The organism is Nocardia transvalensis, from assembly GCF_015477765.1.
Classification (GTDB): Bacteria; Actinomycetota; Actinomycetes; order Mycobacteriales; family Mycobacteriaceae; genus Nocardia; species Nocardia transvalensis_A.
The window spans coordinates 147,750-163,740 of record NZ_JADLQQ010000002.1 but is presented as its reverse complement, the minus strand read 5'-3'; the positions used below and the strand labels follow the sequence as shown (position 1 = coordinate 163,740).

19 protein-coding genes and 1 pseudogene are annotated in these 15,991 nt (G+C 69.0%); 10 read left to right on the top strand and 10 right to left on the bottom strand.

Annotated features, from left to right (window positions below):
- Positions 1-4: 4 nt before the first annotated feature.
- A complete protein-coding gene (locus IU452_RS04785) occupies positions 5-1,393 on the bottom strand; it encodes a lipase family protein (RefSeq protein ID WP_228816653.1) in 1,389 nt (462 codons plus the stop codon).
- Between the two features lie 175 nt (positions 1,394-1,568).
- Here IU452_RS04785 and IU452_RS04780 point away from each other — a divergent pair, with 175 nt between their 5' ends.
- A complete protein-coding gene (locus tag IU452_RS04780) occupies positions 1,569-2,225 on the top strand; it encodes an SDR family oxidoreductase (RefSeq protein WP_195107665.1) in 657 nt (218 codons plus the stop codon).
- A gap of 14 nt (positions 2,226-2,239) precedes the next feature.
- On the opposite strand, the gene IU452_RS04775 is transcribed toward IU452_RS04780, so the two are convergent.
- Positions 2,240-3,454: a lipase family protein gene (locus tag IU452_RS04775; RefSeq protein ID WP_195107664.1), complete on the bottom strand. Its 1,215-nt coding sequence runs from the start codon at positions 3,452-3,454 to the stop codon at positions 2,240-2,242.
- A gap of 204 nt (positions 3,455-3,658) precedes the next feature.
- On the opposite strand from IU452_RS04775, the gene IU452_RS04770 reads away from it, so the two are divergent.
- Entirely contained in the window at positions 3,659-3,880 is a 222-nt protein-coding gene (locus IU452_RS04770) for a hypothetical protein (RefSeq protein ID WP_195107663.1), read from the top strand.
- 405 nt (positions 3,881-4,285) lie between these two features.
- Here the strand turns inward: IU452_RS04770 and IU452_RS04765 are convergent, their stop codons facing one another.
- The gene (locus IU452_RS04765; protein WP_195107662.1) at positions 4,286-4,540 is read right to left on the bottom strand and encodes a hypothetical protein; all 255 of its coding nucleotides are present in this window, start codon (positions 4,538-4,540) and stop codon (positions 4,286-4,288) included.
- 117 nt (positions 4,541-4,657) lie between these two features.
- On the opposite strand from IU452_RS04765, the gene rfaE2 reads away from it, so the two are divergent.
- A complete protein-coding gene (gene rfaE2, locus IU452_RS04760; protein WP_195107661.1) occupies positions 4,658-6,175 on the top strand; it encodes a D-glycero-beta-D-manno-heptose 1-phosphate adenylyltransferase in 1,518 nt (505 codons plus the stop codon).
- A complete protein-coding gene (locus tag IU452_RS04755; protein WP_195107660.1) occupies positions 6,172-7,005 on the top strand; it encodes a glycosyltransferase in 834 nt (277 codons plus the stop codon). Before rfaE2 ends, IU452_RS04755 begins: the two co-directional genes overlap by 4 nt.
- Here IU452_RS04755 and IU452_RS04750 read toward each other — a convergent pair.
- Both IU452_RS04750 and IU452_RS04745 read right to left on the bottom strand, forming a co-directional pair.
- The gene (locus IU452_RS04750) at positions 6,994-8,112 is read right to left on the bottom strand and encodes a glycosyltransferase family 9 protein (protein WP_195107659.1); all 1,119 of its coding nucleotides are present in this window, start codon (positions 8,110-8,112) and stop codon (positions 6,994-6,996) included. The genes IU452_RS04755 and IU452_RS04750 overlap by 12 nt on opposite strands.
- 1 nt (position 8,113) lies before the next feature.
- On the bottom strand, positions 8,114-8,419 hold the full coding sequence (locus IU452_RS04745) for a hypothetical protein (RefSeq protein WP_195107658.1): 306 nt from the start codon (positions 8,417-8,419) through the stop codon (positions 8,114-8,116).
- 247 nt (positions 8,420-8,666) lie between these two features.
- Here IU452_RS04745 and IU452_RS04740 point away from each other — a divergent pair, with 247 nt between their 5' ends.
- Complete coding sequence (locus tag IU452_RS04740; RefSeq protein WP_195107657.1) at positions 8,667-9,110, top strand: SPW repeat protein; 444 nt, start codon at positions 8,667-8,669, stop codon at positions 9,108-9,110.
- A 94-nt stretch (positions 9,111-9,204) separates the two neighbouring features.
- On the opposite strand, the gene IU452_RS04735 is transcribed toward IU452_RS04740, so the two are convergent.
- The 3 genes from IU452_RS04735 to IU452_RS04725 are packed head-to-tail and all read right to left on the bottom strand — an operon-like array spanning position 9,205 to position 10,554.
- Positions 9,205-9,759 (bottom strand): hemerythrin domain-containing protein, encoded by a 555-nt coding sequence (locus IU452_RS04735; protein ID WP_195107656.1) that lies wholly within the window; start codon positions 9,757-9,759, stop codon positions 9,205-9,207.
- Positions 9,760-9,798: 39 nt separating this feature from the next.
- Entirely contained in the window at positions 9,799-10,134 is a 336-nt protein-coding gene (locus tag IU452_RS04730) for a DUF3140 domain-containing protein (RefSeq protein WP_195107655.1), read from the bottom strand.
- A 15-nt stretch (positions 10,135-10,149) separates the two neighbouring features.
- Positions 10,150-10,554, bottom strand: a complete 405-nt coding sequence (locus IU452_RS04725; RefSeq protein ID WP_195107654.1) for a DUF2267 domain-containing protein — start codon at positions 10,552-10,554, stop codon at positions 10,150-10,152.
- 174 nt (positions 10,555-10,728) lie between these two features.
- Here IU452_RS04725 and IU452_RS04720 point away from each other — a divergent pair, with 174 nt between their 5' ends.
- The 4 genes and pseudogenes from IU452_RS04720 to IU452_RS04705 all read left to right on the top strand — a co-directional run bounded on the left by IU452_RS04720 (position 10,729) and on the right by IU452_RS04705 (position 13,461).
- Positions 10,729-11,805 carry a Vms1/Ankzf1 family peptidyl-tRNA hydrolase gene (locus tag IU452_RS04720; protein ID WP_195107653.1) on the top strand — a complete coding sequence of 359 codons (1,077 nt, stop codon included), beginning with the start codon at positions 10,729-10,731 and terminating at the stop codon, positions 11,803-11,805.
- Positions 11,806-11,820: 15 nt separating this feature from the next.
- Positions 11,821-12,009 (top strand): annotated as a pseudogene (locus tag IU452_RS39415) (hypothetical protein); the annotation flags it as partial.
- A 563-nt stretch (positions 12,010-12,572) separates the two neighbouring features.
- On the top strand, positions 12,573-13,166 hold the full coding sequence (locus tag IU452_RS04710) for a DinB family protein (protein ID WP_195107652.1): 594 nt from the start codon (positions 12,573-12,575) through the stop codon (positions 13,164-13,166).
- 124 nt (positions 13,167-13,290) lie between these two features.
- The gene (locus IU452_RS04705; protein ID WP_195107651.1) at positions 13,291-13,461 is read left to right on the top strand and encodes a hypothetical protein; all 171 of its coding nucleotides are present in this window, start codon (positions 13,291-13,293) and stop codon (positions 13,459-13,461) included.
- A gap of 129 nt (positions 13,462-13,590) precedes the next feature.
- On the opposite strand, the gene IU452_RS04700 is transcribed toward IU452_RS04705, so the two are convergent.
- Positions 13,591-14,067, bottom strand: coding sequence for a winged helix-turn-helix transcriptional regulator (locus tag IU452_RS04700; RefSeq protein ID WP_195107650.1), 477 nt, complete (start codon positions 14,065-14,067; stop codon positions 13,591-13,593).
- Between the two features lie 84 nt (positions 14,068-14,151).
- On the opposite strand from IU452_RS04700, the gene IU452_RS04695 reads away from it, so the two are divergent.
- Complete coding sequence (locus IU452_RS04695; RefSeq protein ID WP_195107649.1) at positions 14,152-15,402, top strand: MFS transporter; 1,251 nt, start codon at positions 14,152-14,154, stop codon at positions 15,400-15,402.
- On the opposite strand, the gene IU452_RS04690 is transcribed toward IU452_RS04695, so the two are convergent.
- Positions 15,357-15,908: a transglutaminase domain-containing protein gene (locus tag IU452_RS04690; RefSeq protein ID WP_324192492.1), complete on the bottom strand. Its 552-nt coding sequence runs from the start codon at positions 15,906-15,908 to the stop codon at positions 15,357-15,359. The two genes, IU452_RS04695 and IU452_RS04690, sit on opposite strands and share 46 nt — an antisense overlap.
- Between the last annotated feature and the right edge of the window lie 83 nt (positions 15,909-15,991).

Genomic DNA, 15,991 nt, shown 5'->3' with positions numbered 1-15,991 from the left:
GGAATCAGCATTCGTTGGGCGCGGGTATGCCCTGGAGGCGTTGGTCGATCCAGTGAATGGCCTCGGGGTAGCCGAGGACCGCGCCGATGATGTGTTCGCCGAATACGCTGCGGTAGACCGCGGGCGCGCCCAGGGTGCACTGCTCGCGGTACAGGGCGCGGGCGCCCTCGGCGGGGATCCAGAACTCCTGTTCGCCGTTGTAGATGTAGAGCGGGACCGCCGACTTCATATCCTGCATCCGCGTGACCCGATAGATGTCGTCGGCCAGGTCGCTCTGCAGCGGATCGGGGATGTCGGCGGCGATGTCGATCGGCAGCATCAGCACACCGGGGAGCGCGAAAACCCCGACACAGGTGTCCTTGAGCGGTGAGATCGCCGCCCAGCGGGCGAGGTTGTTCATCCGGGACAGGATTTCCGGGCGCTCGCGGCCGACGCCGAACGTGGCGGCCAGGAACACCCCGGAGGCCAGGTTGGCGTTCATACTACGTCCCAGGATCTGATAGTCGGCCGGGACGCCACCGAGCGCGGCGCCGACAATGACCTGCGCCAATTCCGGTGCATAGGAATCGATCAGCGCGACCGCGCCCCGGGTGGCGATGGCGCCGCCGGAGTAGCCGTGCATGGCGAAGCGGCTGTCACCGAACTCGGCGGGCAGCAGCGCGCGGACGGCGCGAACGGCATCCAGTACCGCATGCCCCGCGACGTACGGCTCGGCGTAGGCCATGCGGGGACCCTCGTGGTCGGGAATCAGCACCGCATAGCCGCGCAGCAGCGCCAGCTGGGTGGTGGGCGGGAGGTAGTCGGTCGTGCTGGTATTGACCGTAAAACCGTGTGCCAGTGTGTAACTCGGTGTACAGGCGCGGCCGAGGGCATCGATCGGCAGGTTGTTCACGACCACCGGCCGCGCGCCCGGGCCGGGCCGGGCCGCCGCGGGGATCACCAGCGAGGCGGTCGCGAACGAGGGTGCGTCGTGGGCGTCGGTGGTGCGGAACTTCACCTGCAGCACCTGCCGCACCGGGGCCAGGAGCAGCGGCGCCGCGGTGGCCGTCACATCGCGCATCTCGATGACAGCGCCGGGAGTGTAGGTCTCCAGATTCGGTGGCCAGCGGTCGAACAGCGGATCGCCGACGTCCGAGGGCAGCACCGCGGCCTGCAGCCGCGCCACATCCGGGGTGAGGTCGGCCGCCACGACCGAGCCGGGCGGCTCCACTATCGGCGGGGGCGGAACGACCGTATCGATCCACTGCTGCAGGCCGGGCAGTCCCGGGCCGGGTGGCGGCGGGATCGACGGCAGCGCCGGAAGCCCGGGTAACAGTGGTTGCGCCTGTGCGGCAACCATTGTCGGTCCGCCGAGAAGCAGCACAACGGTGACGAGGACGCGCCAGCCCCGCATGACTCACCCCCATGGGTTCACCCTGGCCAACCGCCACATGTGCCCAGTCCCGAACGTCTGAGCCCGCCATACCAGGTGGTTCGAGGGTACGGGCAGGACTCGGCCGGTAGCTCGATTGTCGCCGTTTCGTGTGCATCGCGAGTCCGGTTCGAGACGCTCGGTACGATTGGTGCCCATGCGCATTGTCATCGCGGGCGGACACGGCAAGATCGCACTCATCCTGGCTGAACTGCTCAGTCGCCGCGGCGACGAGGTTCACAGCCTCATCCGCAATCCGGATCACGCCACCGACGTGGCCGCCGCGGGCGCCGAACCCGTGGTCCTGGATCTCGAGAACGCCGCACCGGCCGATATCGCCGCCGCGCTGGACGGTGCCGATGCCGCGGTGTTCGCCGCCGGTGCCGGACCGGGCAGCGGCGTGGATCGCAAGTACACCGTCGATCGGGACGGCTCGGTGAAACTGGCCGAGGCGGCGCAGCAGTCCGGCGTGCGGCGGTTCGTGCAGATCTCGAGTATGGGCGCGGGCCGGCCCCCGGCGCCCGACAGCGACGAGGTGTGGGCCGCTTATATAGACGCCAAGACCCAGGCCGAGGAGGATCTGCGGGCGCGCCCGCTGGACTGGACGATCCTGCGGCCCGGCCGTCTCACCGACGACCCGGGGACCGGTCTGGTCACCCTTGTCGAAGCGCCGGGCTCCTACGGCTCGGTCCCGCGCGCGGATGTCGCCGCGGTGCTGGCGGAACTGCTCACCGCACGCAACACGGTCGGGAAGACCTTGGAACTGGTCTCCGGCGACACGCCGCTGTCGAAGGCGATCACGGCAATTCGGTAGACCGCTCTGCGCGGTCAGCAGTTACTGGGGGCCGGTTCGCCTTTCACGCGGGCCTCGAGCCAGCTCAGAACCTCGGGGAGACCCAGGACCGCGGCGGTCAGGTGGTCGGGCACGGGGATGGCCTGGGACTCGACCTCGACGCCCGCGGCGCACCAGCGGTGGACGGTGTTGACGATGGCGTCGACGGGCACCAGACCGTCGATGGGCGAATGCCATTCGAAGATCGGTATGTTCGGCGCGCTGTCGGTGTACAGCTCGAGGCTGTTCTCCTCGACCACCTTGCGGGCGCGCACATCCTGGGTCATGGAGGTGGTGCGGGCGACGTCGAGGACGCCGCGGCCCGCGCCCGCGGTGAGCAGGTCGTTGGTGCAGCTGTTGGCCATGGCCTGCCGGATCGCCATGCCCTTGTCGTTGAGCTGATCCGACAGCGGGAAACGGTCGGGATATTCGCGTTCGAGCCCCAGGCCCGCGGCGAGGGCCAGCCCGAACACCGGATGCGCGCCGAAGCCCAGTCCCTCCAGCATCTTCACCATATTCATCGGCACTCCGCCCGCGGCCGCTCCGGCCAGCCTCAGCTCCGGCGCGTACTTGGGTGCCAGCGCCGCCGCCCACGCGGTCGCCATGCCGCCACCGGAGTATCCGGCCAGCACCACCGGGCTGCGCTCGACTCGCAGCTCCTTCACGCGCTGGGCGGCACGAATTCCGTCCAGCGTGATCTGGCCGCCCAATTTCGCTGCACCGTAGGCGAATTGGGGGCCGAGATGGTCGGGCATCGCGATGCTCCACCCGCGGCGCAGCACCGCGTTGTATGCCGGGGCCTCGCGCACCATCAGGTTGGGGTCGCTGGTGTAGAGCACCCGTGAGACCGCGCATTGGGTGCCCAGACCGTTGATGATCGTCTGATACGACAGCAGCGGCCCGTTGTCGGCGTGCTCCTTGGGGGTCAGCACGGTGGTGGTGGCCGCGATCGGCTTGCCCTCGGAGTTGGTGGAGCGGAACTTGATCAGCGTGATGTCGGTGTCGGGAAAGATCGCCAGCGGCGGCATCGGCCGCGTCGCCAGGACGTCGCCGGGCTGGTGATCGGCGATATCGGCGGGTGCGGCATAGAACGGGTCGGGATCCGGCGCCGGATAGATCGGCTGCGCCGGTGCGGTGCCCACGGCGGCCGCCAGCAGCAACAGGCTGCCCGCGCAGGCGCACAGCGCGCGGCGAAATGCGGTGTTCCCCATGGCCGATGAGGCTATCGGGCGGCCAACCGGCGCGGTAGTGGGTACGAAATATCCTGAGAAATCACAAGTCCGGACGAGACCACACTGTGTTGCACACCGAATTCCACGAACGATGCTGTTCAGCAGCGTGACACGACCGTACCGTCATGCTGTGCGCCCGCGGCCCGATCGTCGGCCTCGGTGCGAAGGCGAAGGAGCACGGCCATGGACATTTCCGACACCGTCCCGGAGGCGCCGACCCGGCGCATCACCGTCTACTTCGACGGTGGCGCGCCCGGCGACCAACTGATCCTCGAATATGCGGCCACCCGCGCCGAGGCATGGGAATTCGCCGCTGCCGCAGTCCATTCCGGTCTCGCCGTCACGGTCGACACCAAGGTCCGCCCCGGCCTGCGCCCCCTCCCCTGCCGCAGCCTCTGGCACTGATTCCGGCGGAGAGCGCGCCGGATGACGAGCTACGTGCGCGCCGGATGACGAGCTACGTGCGCGCCGGATGACGAGGTATGGGCGCATCGGGCGGAGGTGACCCGCCGGGCGGGGTTATCCCGGCGGGCAACCGCCACCGAGGGTTGCGTGGAGGTCGAGGCAGGTGGGAGTCAGGGTCCTGCGCCCGCATCCGCTCACCGCGGCGGACGGCGCGCGCCGGGCCGGGGTAGTGGCGGGTCGGCCGGCTCGGCGAGCGCACGATCTGCGACGACGCTGTCCGTTACGCGGCTGGTGCCGCGCCGCGTGATGCCACCCTACGGCGCGGTGGGCAGCGGATGTGACGGCCGCGGGCAGGTCTGGCCGTTCTCATAGCGATCGTCCGATGCGGTTGGGCACGACCACAATTCACGGTTCGTCCGGTGGTTCCGGAACGATATCCGGCTCCTCCGCGGCCAGGCGATCGGCCAGCGAGGGTTCATCCGCCGCCGTCTCGTACCGGTCGGTATCGTCCAAGGCGGGCGGCTCGACGCCGTCGTCCAGCGGATCGACATCCAGATCGTCGTGGTCCAGGTGCTCCCCACCCGCGGGCACGTCCTGCCATTCCAAGGGTTCCGGCGGTCCGATGTCGTAGTGGTCGCCGTAGTCGCTGCGCTCACTCATGTCGGTCCGGATTGCCGTCCGCGGCGCAGTGAAACACGCCGCGGATCCCGCCCCGGCGGTTTATCACAGCGAACTCGTGGAATCGCCGGAGCACGACGGCTCGACGGAAGGTACGGCATGCGCACACCGATCAGCGACACCTCCGACCGGCCGCTCCCGGACGGTCACGAACTGACTCCCGCCCTCGCCCAGCACCTGGCGGGCGCCCACGCCGATGTGGTGGTACTCGGCGACGCCGTGCTCGACGTGTGGATGTGGGGCCGCTCGGACCGGTTGTGCCGGGAGGCCCCGGTGCCCGTGGTCGACATCGACCGCAGCGTCGGCGCGCCGGGCGGGGCCGCGAACACCGCCGCCAATCTGGCGGCCCTGGGCGCGCGGGTGCGCCTGGTGACCGTGGTCGGCGACGATCCCGCCGCCGAACAGCTGTGCGACCAATTGCGCCGCCACGGCGTCGACGACGATCACGTGCTCTCCGCGCCCAGCCGGTCCACGGTGGTCAAGCGGCGCGTCATCGCCGGGGATCAGCTGATGATCCGTTTCGACGAGGGAGATCGGGTGGCCGTGGACGGGGGCGCCACCAGCGGCGTCCTCGACAGCCTCGCCGCCGCCCTCGACGGCGCCGACGCGCTGGTGGTGTGCGACTACGACGGCGGGCTCGCCGCCGCGGTCCGTGACCGCTTGGCCGCCAAGCGAGATCGGCTGCCGCTGCTGGTCGTCGACACCCACCGCCCGGCGGCGTGGCGCGCGGTACGCCCCGATGTGGCCACCCCGAACGCCGCCGAGGCCGCCGCCGCCCTCGAGCTGCCGCTGTGCGGCGACGGTGTCGACCGGGTGGACCTGTTCGACCGGCATCGCCAACGCCTGTTCGAGGCGACCGGCGCCGAGACGGTGGTGGTGACCCTGGATCGAGACGGCGCCCTGCTGCTGTCCGGTGATCGTCCTGCCCATCGCACCTGGGCGCAGCCGGTGCCGGAACGCCAATCCACCGGCGGCGGTGACACTTTCGTCGCCGCCTTCACCCTCGGGTTACTGGCGGGCCTGCCCGACACCTCGGCCGCGGAGTTGGCGCAGGCGGCCGCGGATGTGGTCGTACACCGGCCAGGCACCTCGGTGTGCGCGACCGGGGACCTGCGCGAGCGGCTGGCCGGAAGCAGCGGTGAGATTCTGGGCCACGCGGATCTGGCGGCAGCGGTGAACGCTCACCGTCGCGCCGGACGCCGGATCGTGTTCACCAACGGGTGTTTCGACGTCCTGCACACCGGACATATCGCCTACCTCAACGAGGCGAAGCGACTCGGCGATGTCCTGGTGGTCGCCGTCAACTCCGACCGCGGCGTGCGTGCGCTGAAAGGGCCGGACCGGCCGGTCAATTCGGAGCAGGACCGAGCGGCGGTGCTGGCGGCGCTGAGCTGTGTCGATCATGTGACGGTCTTCGACGAACCCACACCCGCCGAGCTCCTACGCCGGCTGCGCCCGGAACTGTATGTCAAAGGCGGCGACTACCGGCCCGACATGCTCAGCGAGACGGCGGTGGTGCGGGAGTACGGCGGCGATGTGCAGGTGCTCGGCTATGTGGCGCAGCGCTCCACCACGGCGTTGATCGAACGGATCCGAGCCGGAGCACAGGCGTCATGACCACGCCCGAACTGGAGGTGCTCATACCCACCCGCAACAGGCCGGTGGAATTGGCCACCACGCTGTCCGGGCTTGCGGCCCAGGACTTTCCGGATTTCGCGGTGGTCGTCAGCGACCAGTCCGACGGTGCGGCCAGCTACGATACGCCCGCGGCCCTCACCATGGCCCGCATGCTGCGCCATCGCGGGCATCGGGTGCGTTTCGGGACTCATCGCCCGCCGCTGGGCATCGCCGAACAGCGCAATCACCTGCTGTCGCAGTCCCGGGCCCGGTTCGTGCTGTTCCTCGACGACGACGTATGGCTCGAGCCCGGCACGCTGCAGCGCATGCATACGGCCATCACGGAACTGAAATGCGGTTTCGTGGGCTGCGCCGTCCAGGGGCTGTCCTACCTGGACGATCACCGCCCGCGGGAACTGGAGCCCTTCGAAATCTGGCCCGGCGCACCGGAACCCGAGCAGATCAGGCGGGAGGACAAGGCCTGGCAGCGCTGGACCCTGCACAATGCCGCCAATCCCACCCATCTGGCCGAGCAACTCGGCCTGCGCGACGGGCATTGGGTCGCCTACAAGGTCGCCTGGGTGGGCGGCTGCGTACTCTACGATCGCGAAAAGCTCAAAGCCACAGGAGGGTTCGAGTTCTGGCGCAAGTTGCCCCGCCATCACTGCGGTGAGGATGTGCTGGCGCAGTTGCGGGTCATGGCCCGTTACGGCGGCGCGGGCATATTGCCCAGCGGCGCAGTACATCTGGAGGCCCCCACCACCGTCGCCCGACGCGAGGTGGAGGCCTACGATGTGGTGCCGCCGGACTTTTGGCGCTCAGGGCAGTAGGTCGTCGACCTCGGCGAGCATATCCTCCAGGGTGACCGTGGCGACGAACGAATCGTCGTGCTCGCAGCGCGGAGCCGTTTCGTCGGTGCAGTCGGCACCGCAGACGGGACAGTGGGTGGTCCAGGAGATCAGGACGCGGTCCTGGCTGCGGCCGAGCGGTCCGGCGTTGATGACGTTGCCCATCCAGTAGACCGCGATGGTGGGGGTACCCAGCGCCGCGGCGAGATGACGGGGGCCGCTGTCGTTGCCGACCAGCAGGCAGCTGCGCGACAGCACGCCGCAGACCGTCGGGAAGTCCGCTCCGGCAAGCACTTTCAGCCGCTGCGCCTGCGACGGCGGGACCAGCCGCCCCATGTCGGTGTGCAGCTCGGCCAACAGCTCTTCGTCACCGGCGGCACCGATCACCACCACACCGAGACCGCGCCGCAGGCAGTGCGCGGCCACCTGGGCGAAACGCTCGGCGGGCCAGCGGCGGCGGGGATCGCCCGCGCCCGGATGTAGGGCGACGACGGGCTGCGGCAGATCCGCGAGGACCGGTTCGGCGGCCCGCAGATCGGCGTCGGTGGTCACCAGCGTGGGCTGCAACCGAATCGGCGGCGCACCGGCCAAGCCGACCACCTCGAGCGCCCGCAGCGTCTCGTGCTGGTAGTAGCGGAACGGCAGTGTCCGGGTCAGCGGTCCCGCGTCGGGGGTACGCGACCCCACACTCCAGTGTGGGCGCAATTGCTGCAGGAATCCGTTGGACCAGCGGCCGCCCCCGTGCAGCTGCACGCCCAGATCGATGGGAGCCTGGCAGGCCCGGCGGAAGAATTCCACCTCGGCCGCCGTGCCGTCGGACGGCCGATCGCCATTCGACGGCGGCAGTGGGATCACCTCGTGCACCGGGCCCGGACGCGTGCCCAGCAGTTGTGCGTGCAGCGGGGTGCCCAGCAGCACGATTTCCGCCTCGGGGTACGCGGCCGACAGCGCATGCATGGCCGGGACGGCGAACAGCAGATCACCGAGGCCGCCGCCGCGCAGCACGGCGATGCGGTGAACGTCGGGAAACGGTTCGGCGATCGGACCCACGCCGACCGCCGCACCGCTCACCTGAATACCGGAACTCATCTCAGCCGTCCTCACTCTCGCGACTCTCCAGCCGGAAGAAACTGCTGATGCCGCCGTCAGGGGTGCTCTGCTCGCACCGGAAGCGCAATTCGCGCTCCTCGAAGATGCGGAACCATTCCGCCCAGGACACTTCCCGCAATCCGTCCTCCCGGAAGCCGGGGAAATCGAAGCGCAACACGTCGATCTGCGCATCCTGTTCGGGACTGTCCACCACGGCCGGTCGCGCTCCGCGGTGCTCTGCCCAGGAACGGATCTCACCGTGATCGGTGGTCACCAGTGTCGACCCCGGCCGAACCTGATCGGACATCTCGGCCTCCTTTCACCGACGAGCTACCCGAGCCAGCACCGGGCAAACGATCCCGGCCAAAGCACGCCGGGGAACAAGAAGAAGACGGGCACGCCACGAACGAGGGCTAGGTGGCGGGCGGGTTGCCGGGGGGTGAAAGGGAGATATCCGGCGCGTGGGGGGTCGATTGAGGGGGATCGGGGCGGGTAAAACCCAGAATGCTTGGCCGACAGGCCGAGTAGGAAGGAACCAGGAAGGAGACAACGGTATGGTCGAGTCCTCGCACCACGCCGTGACCGACGTCCCACGGGCCCTGGAGCAGCAGGAACTGGTTGGCGGTAGGCTCGGCGGCCCGCCGGCGTTCACCGTCGACGGGTTGGTACTGCTGGCCGGGCTGTTCACCGCGATCACACCCTGGGTGGTGGACGATTTCGCCGGCGCCCCGCGGCTGGTGATCCACAATCTCGTCCTCGGCCTCGCGGTCGCCGTCATCGGTCTGGTACTGACGGCGGTGCCCACGCGCGGCTATTTCCTGAGCTGGGTGCTGGTCCCGATGGGAGTCTGGGAGATCATCACGCCCTGGGTGATCGGCCCGCGCCCGAACCCGATCCTCTGGACCAATGTGGTGATGGGCGCCGTGATCACAGTTCTCGGCGTGGCGGCCGCCGGCCTGCTGGTGTCCGCCGCCGCGAGCCTCCGCCGATCTCAGTAGGCACACCGCTGAGATCGGCCGAGCAGGGCTGACACACCGGGCGTCCCGCCAGTGGCGGGTCGCCCGGTTCTCTTGTGGCACTGGGCTTTTCGATCTACAACACCGTCGGTCGCCGCCGTACGCCGTCGCGCAGTCGGTCGACCAGCGCCAGCACCGGCGCAACGCACAGCCGGGCGAACCCGGAGCGCCGCGCGGCCGGATGCGGCCGGGTCGGTGCGACGGCCTCCGCGTCCAGCACCGCGCGCCCCAACTCCCGCTGCCGCTCGCGCGGAACGGCGAGCAGCTGGGCGTACTCCTGCTGCTCCTCCTGCGCACAGTGCACGATGGCGGCGCTGGCGAATTCGCTGAAATCCACGTCCCAGCCGGGAGCGTCGATCCCCCGCGCGCACAGCGCCGACAGGGACTTCTCCAGTTCGTCCTCCTGCAGCATCAGCAGATCGACCGCCTCGTCGGGCACGCCACAGGCGCGCGCGGCCGGATGAACCACCTGGTGTTCGGAATATTCGTGTGCGGCGAATGTCCGCACGAACTCGTCGAACTGGGCGCGCCGGTCACCGTCCGCGGCGCGTATCCGCTCCGCTAGCTGCTGGATTCGGCTGTGCCGCCCCAGCAATACGGTCACGACATCGGGGTCTGTCTCGGGATACATTCGCGCCCAGTACCTTTCGACCATCTCATCGCCGATGGGTCAGCCCGCGCGCAGCGGATCGTGTCCCATCGACATCAATCGGTGCCGCCATCCCGACCGCCCCGCCGCCGATTCCGGTTCGGCGCCACGCTCGTCGAGTACGCGCCGCACCACGGTGCGCATCACGGCGGCGTCGTGGTCGTCCAGGTCGGTGCGGCGCTTGCCGAGGATGGCCAGCACCCGCTGCCCCAGTTGGGTACCCGCCTGGTCCGGCAGAGCCTCCGTCTCCGGCCCGGCGGCGTCGGTTCGCAACCAATCGCGCAGTTCTCGTGAGGTCATGTTCACGACCTGGTGGAAGTCGTTCCACAGGTCCTCGTCGACAACGGATTCGGCCATCGTATCCTCCTCCGGTCAGCTCAGCGTTCCGCTGCTGCCCGCGTCGGTCAGTGAGCGCAGATCGTCGGGCAGCGCCTCGCGCAGGCGGTCGATGAGACCGCCGGTGGTGGCCTCGTCGAGCACTTCCAGCACGACCCGGGCCTGATAGGTGGCCGCCGACGTGGTGGTGCGCGCCCGCTCGGCGACTCGGGTCACGAACTCGGTGCGGTCGAAGCGTTCGCGGCCCGCACCCGCCTCGGCGATCCGTCTCAGGTGTTCACCGATTTCCTGGGGCAGCTGCGCGGAAAGCTTCTCCGCCAACGGTTCCGGTATCCGTTCGGCGAGCGTCTCCAAGGTGGCGCGGGTGGCGGCCTCGGCGCTACCGCGATCGGACAGCCGAGCCCGCGCCTGCACCTGTCCGATGAATTCGTCGTGTTGCATCCGGTCCTCCTTCCTGCCCGCACGGCGCGGCGGAATGCGCAAGACCGATGTAGATGAGGCATCCCGCTTCGCAGTCGGGCGTTGTCCGGCTACCCGCTGACCAGCAGCGCAAACGCCGCTTCGGCGATCCCCGCGGCGATGATTGCGGTCGCGATCCCCGGGTAACCGCAGAACGTGGTCACTACGAGTCTGCGAGAACTGGCCGACCACGAGGGCCCCTTCGTGTCGGTCTATGTCGACAGCATCCAGAACACCGAGGATGCCCAACATCAGCAGCGCCTGCGCCGCCGGGCCATACGCGGCGAGTTGACCGAAAGAGGCGCTCCCGCAGCGCTTCTCGAGGCGGTCGACGACGCGTTGACGACGGCCCCGCCGGGGCGGGCCGGACAGGCGGTGATTGCCGGGAGAGACGAAGTTCTGGTCGCCGAGGCCCTCCCCACCCCGCCGCCACAGCCGGTGGTGCGCCTGTCGCCGCTGCCGTATCTGCTGCCCCTGCTGCAGCTTCGCGAACCGACCACTCCGTATGTATTGGTGATCGCCGATCGCAGCGGCGCCGACATTCGCGGCGTGGACGCGCGGGGGCACCGGCTGGTGCAGACCGTGCGCGGGGTGGAGCATCCGCTGCACAAGGTCGGCGGCGGTGGCTGGTCGCATCGCTCCCTGCAGCAGCACGTCGAGGACACGGTGCGCCGCAATGTCGCAGCGGTCGCCGCGGAGGTGGCCCGCCTGGCCGATCGTGCCGGTGCGACGCTGGTACTCGTGGCCGGTGAGACCACGATCCGCTCCGCGGTGACCGATGCCCTCGTCCCGCGCGGGCGACGCGTCATTCAGCTCGAAAGCGGTTCGCGTGCACCAGGATCCGACCCCGAGGCGATGGAGGCACAGGTCCGGCGCATCCTGCACGAGGAGGCCGAATTGCGCCGCCGCGCGGTGGTGGAGCTGTTCACCCAGGAACGTGCCCGCGCCCGCGGGCTGGCGGCACAGGGTATTGCGGCCACCACGGCCGCGCTGCGGGAGGCCAATGCCGACACACTGCTCATCGACGCCGACACGCTCGGCGACCGCGCCGTGCGGGTGGGCACCGATCCGACCCAGGTGGTGCCGGTGGATCTGGCGCTCAACCGGACCTGGTTGCGCCGCGCCGACGAGGCGCTGCCGCTGGCCGCACTGGCCGGCCGCGGCTGCGTCGTCACCACCGGCCGCGACCACGCGCCCGCCGAGGGTGTCGGCGCGCTGCTTCGCCACGGCTAGAGGAGGTTTCGCGAGATGCAGAGGGAAAGCACCAAACACGGTCCGCGTCAGGACGATCAGCTGGCCCACGAACTGCAGGGCACGTTGCGCGGCAACCGCTCGAGCCGCGCGGAGGAGTGGCGCGACCCGGAGCCACCGGCCGATGACGACCCCGAGACCGAGATTCGCCCCGAGCTCACCCTGCCCCCGGTCCCCGGCCCCAGCCCAGGCCCGCCGGACCCGGTCCCCAATCCGGACCCGTCCCCCGACCCCAGCCCGAATCCGGTCCCGAATCCCGACCCGATCCCGAATCCGGGCCCGCCGGATCCCATCCCGAACCCCGACCCGATTCCACCCGACCCGATCCCGACCCCGTCCCCACCCGACCCCATCCCCAGCCCCGAACCCCCACGCCCAATCCCCGACCCCGGCCCGGGCCCCATGCCCAACCCGGCCCCCCAACCCCCGGACCCGAGCCGAACTCCACCCACCCCGCCCGATCCCCGAGCGTGAGAGGAACGGCCCCGGCCAAAAGCACGCCGGGGCCACCAGGGTGAGGCACCCCGGGGCCACCAGGGTGAGGCACGCCGGGGCCACCAGGGTGAGGCACGCCGGGGCCACCAGGGTGAGGCACGCCGGGGCCACCAGGGTGAGGCACGCCGGGGCCACCAGGGTGAGTAACTTTGCCGGGCCTACCGACCTGGCAGAACGCGTCCGTCGAGCGGATGTTGTTGGCTGAGAAGGTAAATCAGTCGGGAATGGGCGGGTGTCCTGGCAGAGTGCTCGACATGACTGCCTCCGGACCCAAAGCGGATCTGCACCGTTACCTGCGCTATGGCCGCGAAGCCGTGCTGTGGAAGCTCGACGGACTGTCCGAGTACGACGTGCGTCGCCCCATGACCCCGACCGGCACAAACCTGCTCGGCTTGGTCAAACACCTCGGCGCCGTGGAGTTCGGCTACTTCGGCGACACCTTCGCCCGCCCCTACGATGAACCCCTCACCCGACACGACTTCGAGGCCGATCCCACGGCCGACATGTGGGCCACCGCCGAAGAGTCGCGCGAGGACATCATCGGGTTCTACCGTCGGGCCTGGGCCCATGCCGACGCCACGATCGACAGCCTCGATCTCACCGCCGAAGGCTCGGTCCCGTGGTGGTCCGAGGATCATCGGACAGTCACCCTGCACCAAATCCTGGCGCACGTGACCGCCGAAACCCACCGGCACGCAGGCCATGCCGACATCATCCGCGAGCTCATCGACGGAGTCGCCGGCCTGCGCGCCGGCAACGACAACATGCCCACCGGCGACCCGACCTGGTGGCAGCGCTATCGAGCCGATCTGGAGAAAACCGCAGAACGGTCCGCCAGGCTCCGCTGACCGATGGCTCCCAGCCTCCTCGAATGCACGAATTTCAGCTATACCGTTGTGCGAGTGGGTAATTCGTAGCGAAACGGTCGTCTCGGTCGGTCAAGGTATGGCCCTCTGTACAAAGGGGGAGAATATGGACACCTGGCGCGACCTGGACCCTGCCGTGAGGAAGGCATTGCTGCGTGGTGAGCCCGCGACCGATCCCGAGACCGACCGGATCGCGCGGGCTCATGCGGAGAAGGCGCTGAGGCAATTTCACGTGCGGTTTCCCTGCGTGCGACAGCGAGGGACACCGGCCGAGTGATCGCCTTCATACTGAACGACGATCAGGTCTACCTGCGCCAGCTCCCGAGCTGGCAGGCCTTCCTCTCCGGCTCGAACAAGACGCTTCTCGACGGTGAGTCTGCCGCCAGATCGCTTGCGGTGCAATTAATTACGCATCAGACACCGGATTGCCTTCGCCTACCTTGCGGACTCGGGTGGTCGCCGCGGTGACGAGCTTGCCCTTGCGGTTTTCGGCGCGCAGCGGAGCCACGGGTTCGCCGTCGCGGTCGATGAGTGTCGAGTGGGGTTCGTTGTCGGTGAAGGCGTGGCGTTCTCCCCATTGGCGCAATGCCACGACGATGGTGAAGAGGTCCTGGCCGGATTCGGTGAGTTCGTAGCTGTGGCGCTTGCCGCCGGGGGTGGTGCTCGTGGTGAGCACGCCGTGGTCGACGAGCCTGCGCAGGCGGTCGGTGAGGATGTTCCGGGCGATCCCGAGACGCTGCTGGAATTCGGTGAAGGTCGCCGCGCCGTCCATGGCGTCGCGCACGATCAGCAGGCTCCACCGGTCGCCCACGAGGTCGACGGTTCGTGCGACAGGGCAGGTGGGATCGGTCCACTCGCGGCCGGAACCGAGCGTCGTCGTCATGGACATCCTCCCAATCGGTTGCAATTCGAAACCATTATGCCCTACGGTCAAATGGTTGCATTTTGCTACTGATTGGGAGGTGTGGTGGCTACAGGAGTCACGAGATCGCAGCGATTCGTCCTGGCGCTGGTGTGCGCGGTGGCCGTGTCGACGGTGTATGCGATTCAGCCGGTATTGGAGGCGGCGGGCACAGACCTGGGATTGGCGCGTGAGTCGCTGGGCGGGCTGGGTGCCGCCGGGCAGATCGGCTACTTCGCCGGTCTGATCCTGCTGGTTCCACTGGGAGACGTGCTGAATCGTCGCCGACTCATCACCGTGCATTTGATACTTACCGCGGCGGGGGCAGCGGTCGCGGCCGCCGCTCCGAACGGTGCCGTCGCGGTGACGGGACTGGCGTTCGCGGGTTTGTTCGCGGTCGTGGTTCAAGTGACCGTCGCCTATGCCGCCGCCGTCTCCGCGCCGAGCGAGCGGGGCCGCACTATCGGCGTGGTCACCTCGGGTGTGGTGATCGGTATCCTCAGCGGTCGCGTCCTCGCGGGCGTCCTGGGCGACGCGGTCGGCTGGCGTGCCGTGTACGCGCTGCTCGCCGTGCTCTGCGTGGCTCTGGCCCTCGTCGTCCGCGCGGCACTCGACCCGGACCACAGAACCCCCGGCGGACGGTACGCGCAGGTGCTGGCATCGATGGGGCGACTCGTGCGCACGGATCGCCTGTTCCTGAGCCGAGGCCTGATCGCCTTGTTCCTCTTCGCGTCCTTCGGAACCCTCTGGACCGGGCTCGCTCTCCCCCTCGGCGCCGAGCCCTTGAACTTCGGCACCACGCAGATCGGCCTGTTCGGATTGGTCGGTCTGGCCGGGGCGCTCGGCGCCGCCCGCGCGGGACGATGGGCCGACTCCGGTCACGCCCAGGCGATCACCGGTTCCGCACTGGCGTTGCTCACCGCCTCCTGGCTACTCATCGCCCGCACCGCACCAACCCTGTGGCCGCTCATCATCGGCATCATCCTGCTCGACTTCGCCGTCCAGGCAGTGCATGTCAGCAGCCAACACCTACTCACCGCGGCACACCCCCACCACGCCAGCAGCGTCATAGGCGCCTACATGGCCTTCTATTCCCTCGGCTCCGCCCTCGGCGCAATCACAACCACCTGGGCATACACCACCTGGGGCTGGCCCGCCTCCTGCTGGTTCGGCGCCCTCTACTCCTTCTCCGCCCTGGCCCTCTGGGGACTGACCCATCTCACCGGCCTCACCCGAGATTCTCATTCATTCGGGCAAGGCCAAGCCAACGATCAGCGTACGAGCTCTGCAGGGACGCACAACTCGTCCCGTGCGTAGAGTTCCGTGAGCGCGACGGTGTCGCCGTGACTGCAGATCGCGGCGATGGTATCGAGTAGTTCGTCGTAGTCGCGGCCGGTTTCGCCGTTGTAGGAGGCGGTCATGCGACCCCACTCGTCCCACGGGAGGGTCTCGACCTTGTTCAGCGCGGCAAGGTCCTTGATCGCATTGCCCCGGATCTCGGCCGGTCCCCAGTTCTCGGTTCCATAGACGCCGAAGGTCGAGGCGTCGATGCGGCCGTCCCGGAACGCGGCCCATGCCTCACCCCCGCTGAGGAATTCCCCGGCGCCGAGATCCTCGGGATGTTCCAGAACGGACTGCCCGAGGATCTCGGAGTCGATCCGCACCCACCGGCCTTCGGTGTCGTCCCAGTACTCGGTGATCCAGTGATCGAGCCCTTGGCCTGGTTGGAAGTAGGTGGCGAAACCGCACCGAACACGGGAGGCAATGCCCCGGTAGCGCAGCAGCGCGCAGCTGATCACGGCGAAATGCCGACATGTACCGATGACACGACGCGACGGCTCGCGGGCACTGTCGAGCGCGTAAGCATCCTTGCCCGATACTCGTGGGCCGTCGAGGACCAGCTTGC

Bases quoted from the DNA above. Each gene is read 5' to 3' on its own strand.
- rfaE2 (WP_195107661.1), top strand. From the start codon at position 4,658: ATGCGCACACCGATCAGCGACACCTCCGACCGGCCGCTCCCGGACGGT.
- IU452_RS04775 (WP_195107664.1), bottom strand. From the start codon at position 3,454: ATGGGGAACACCGCATTTCGCCGCGCGCTGTGCGCCTGCGCGGGCAGC.
- IU452_RS04785 (WP_228816653.1), bottom strand. From the start codon at position 1,393: ATGCGGGGCTGGCGCGTCCTCGTCACCGTTGTGCTGCTTCTCGGCGGA.
- IU452_RS04755 (WP_195107660.1), top strand. From the start codon at position 6,172: ATGACCACGCCCGAACTGGAGGTGCTCATACCCACCCGCAACAGGCCG.
- IU452_RS04735 (WP_195107656.1), bottom strand. From the start codon at position 9,759: ATGTATCCCGAGACAGACCCCGATGTCGTGACCGTATTGCTGGGGCGG.
- IU452_RS04725 (WP_195107654.1), bottom strand. From the start codon at position 10,554: ATGCAACACGACGAATTCATCGGACAGGTGCAGGCGCGGGCTCGGCTG.
- IU452_RS04740 (WP_195107657.1), top strand. From the start codon at position 8,667: ATGGTCGAGTCCTCGCACCACGCCGTGACCGACGTCCCACGGGCCCTG.
- IU452_RS04780 (WP_195107665.1), top strand. From the start codon at position 1,569: ATGCGCATTGTCATCGCGGGCGGACACGGCAAGATCGCACTCATCCTG.
- IU452_RS04705 (WP_195107651.1), top strand. From the start codon at position 13,291: ATGGACACCTGGCGCGACCTGGACCCTGCCGTGAGGAAGGCATTGCTG.
- IU452_RS04700 (WP_195107650.1), bottom strand. From the start codon at position 14,067: ATGACGACGACGCTCGGTTCCGGCCGCGAGTGGACCGATCCCACCTGC.
- IU452_RS04730 (WP_195107655.1), bottom strand. From the start codon at position 10,134: ATGGCCGAATCCGTTGTCGACGAGGACCTGTGGAACGACTTCCACCAG.
- IU452_RS04750 (WP_195107659.1), bottom strand. From the start codon at position 8,112: ATGAGTTCCGGTATTCAGGTGAGCGGTGCGGCGGTCGGCGTGGGTCCG.
- IU452_RS04710 (WP_195107652.1), top strand. From the start codon at position 12,573: ATGACTGCCTCCGGACCCAAAGCGGATCTGCACCGTTACCTGCGCTAT.
- IU452_RS04770 (WP_195107663.1), top strand. From the start codon at position 3,659: ATGGACATTTCCGACACCGTCCCGGAGGCGCCGACCCGGCGCATCACC.
- IU452_RS04765 (WP_195107662.1), bottom strand. From the start codon at position 4,540: ATGAGTGAGCGCAGCGACTACGGCGACCACTACGACATCGGACCGCCG.
- IU452_RS04745 (WP_195107658.1), bottom strand. From the start codon at position 8,419: ATGTCCGATCAGGTTCGGCCGGGGTCGACACTGGTGACCACCGATCAC.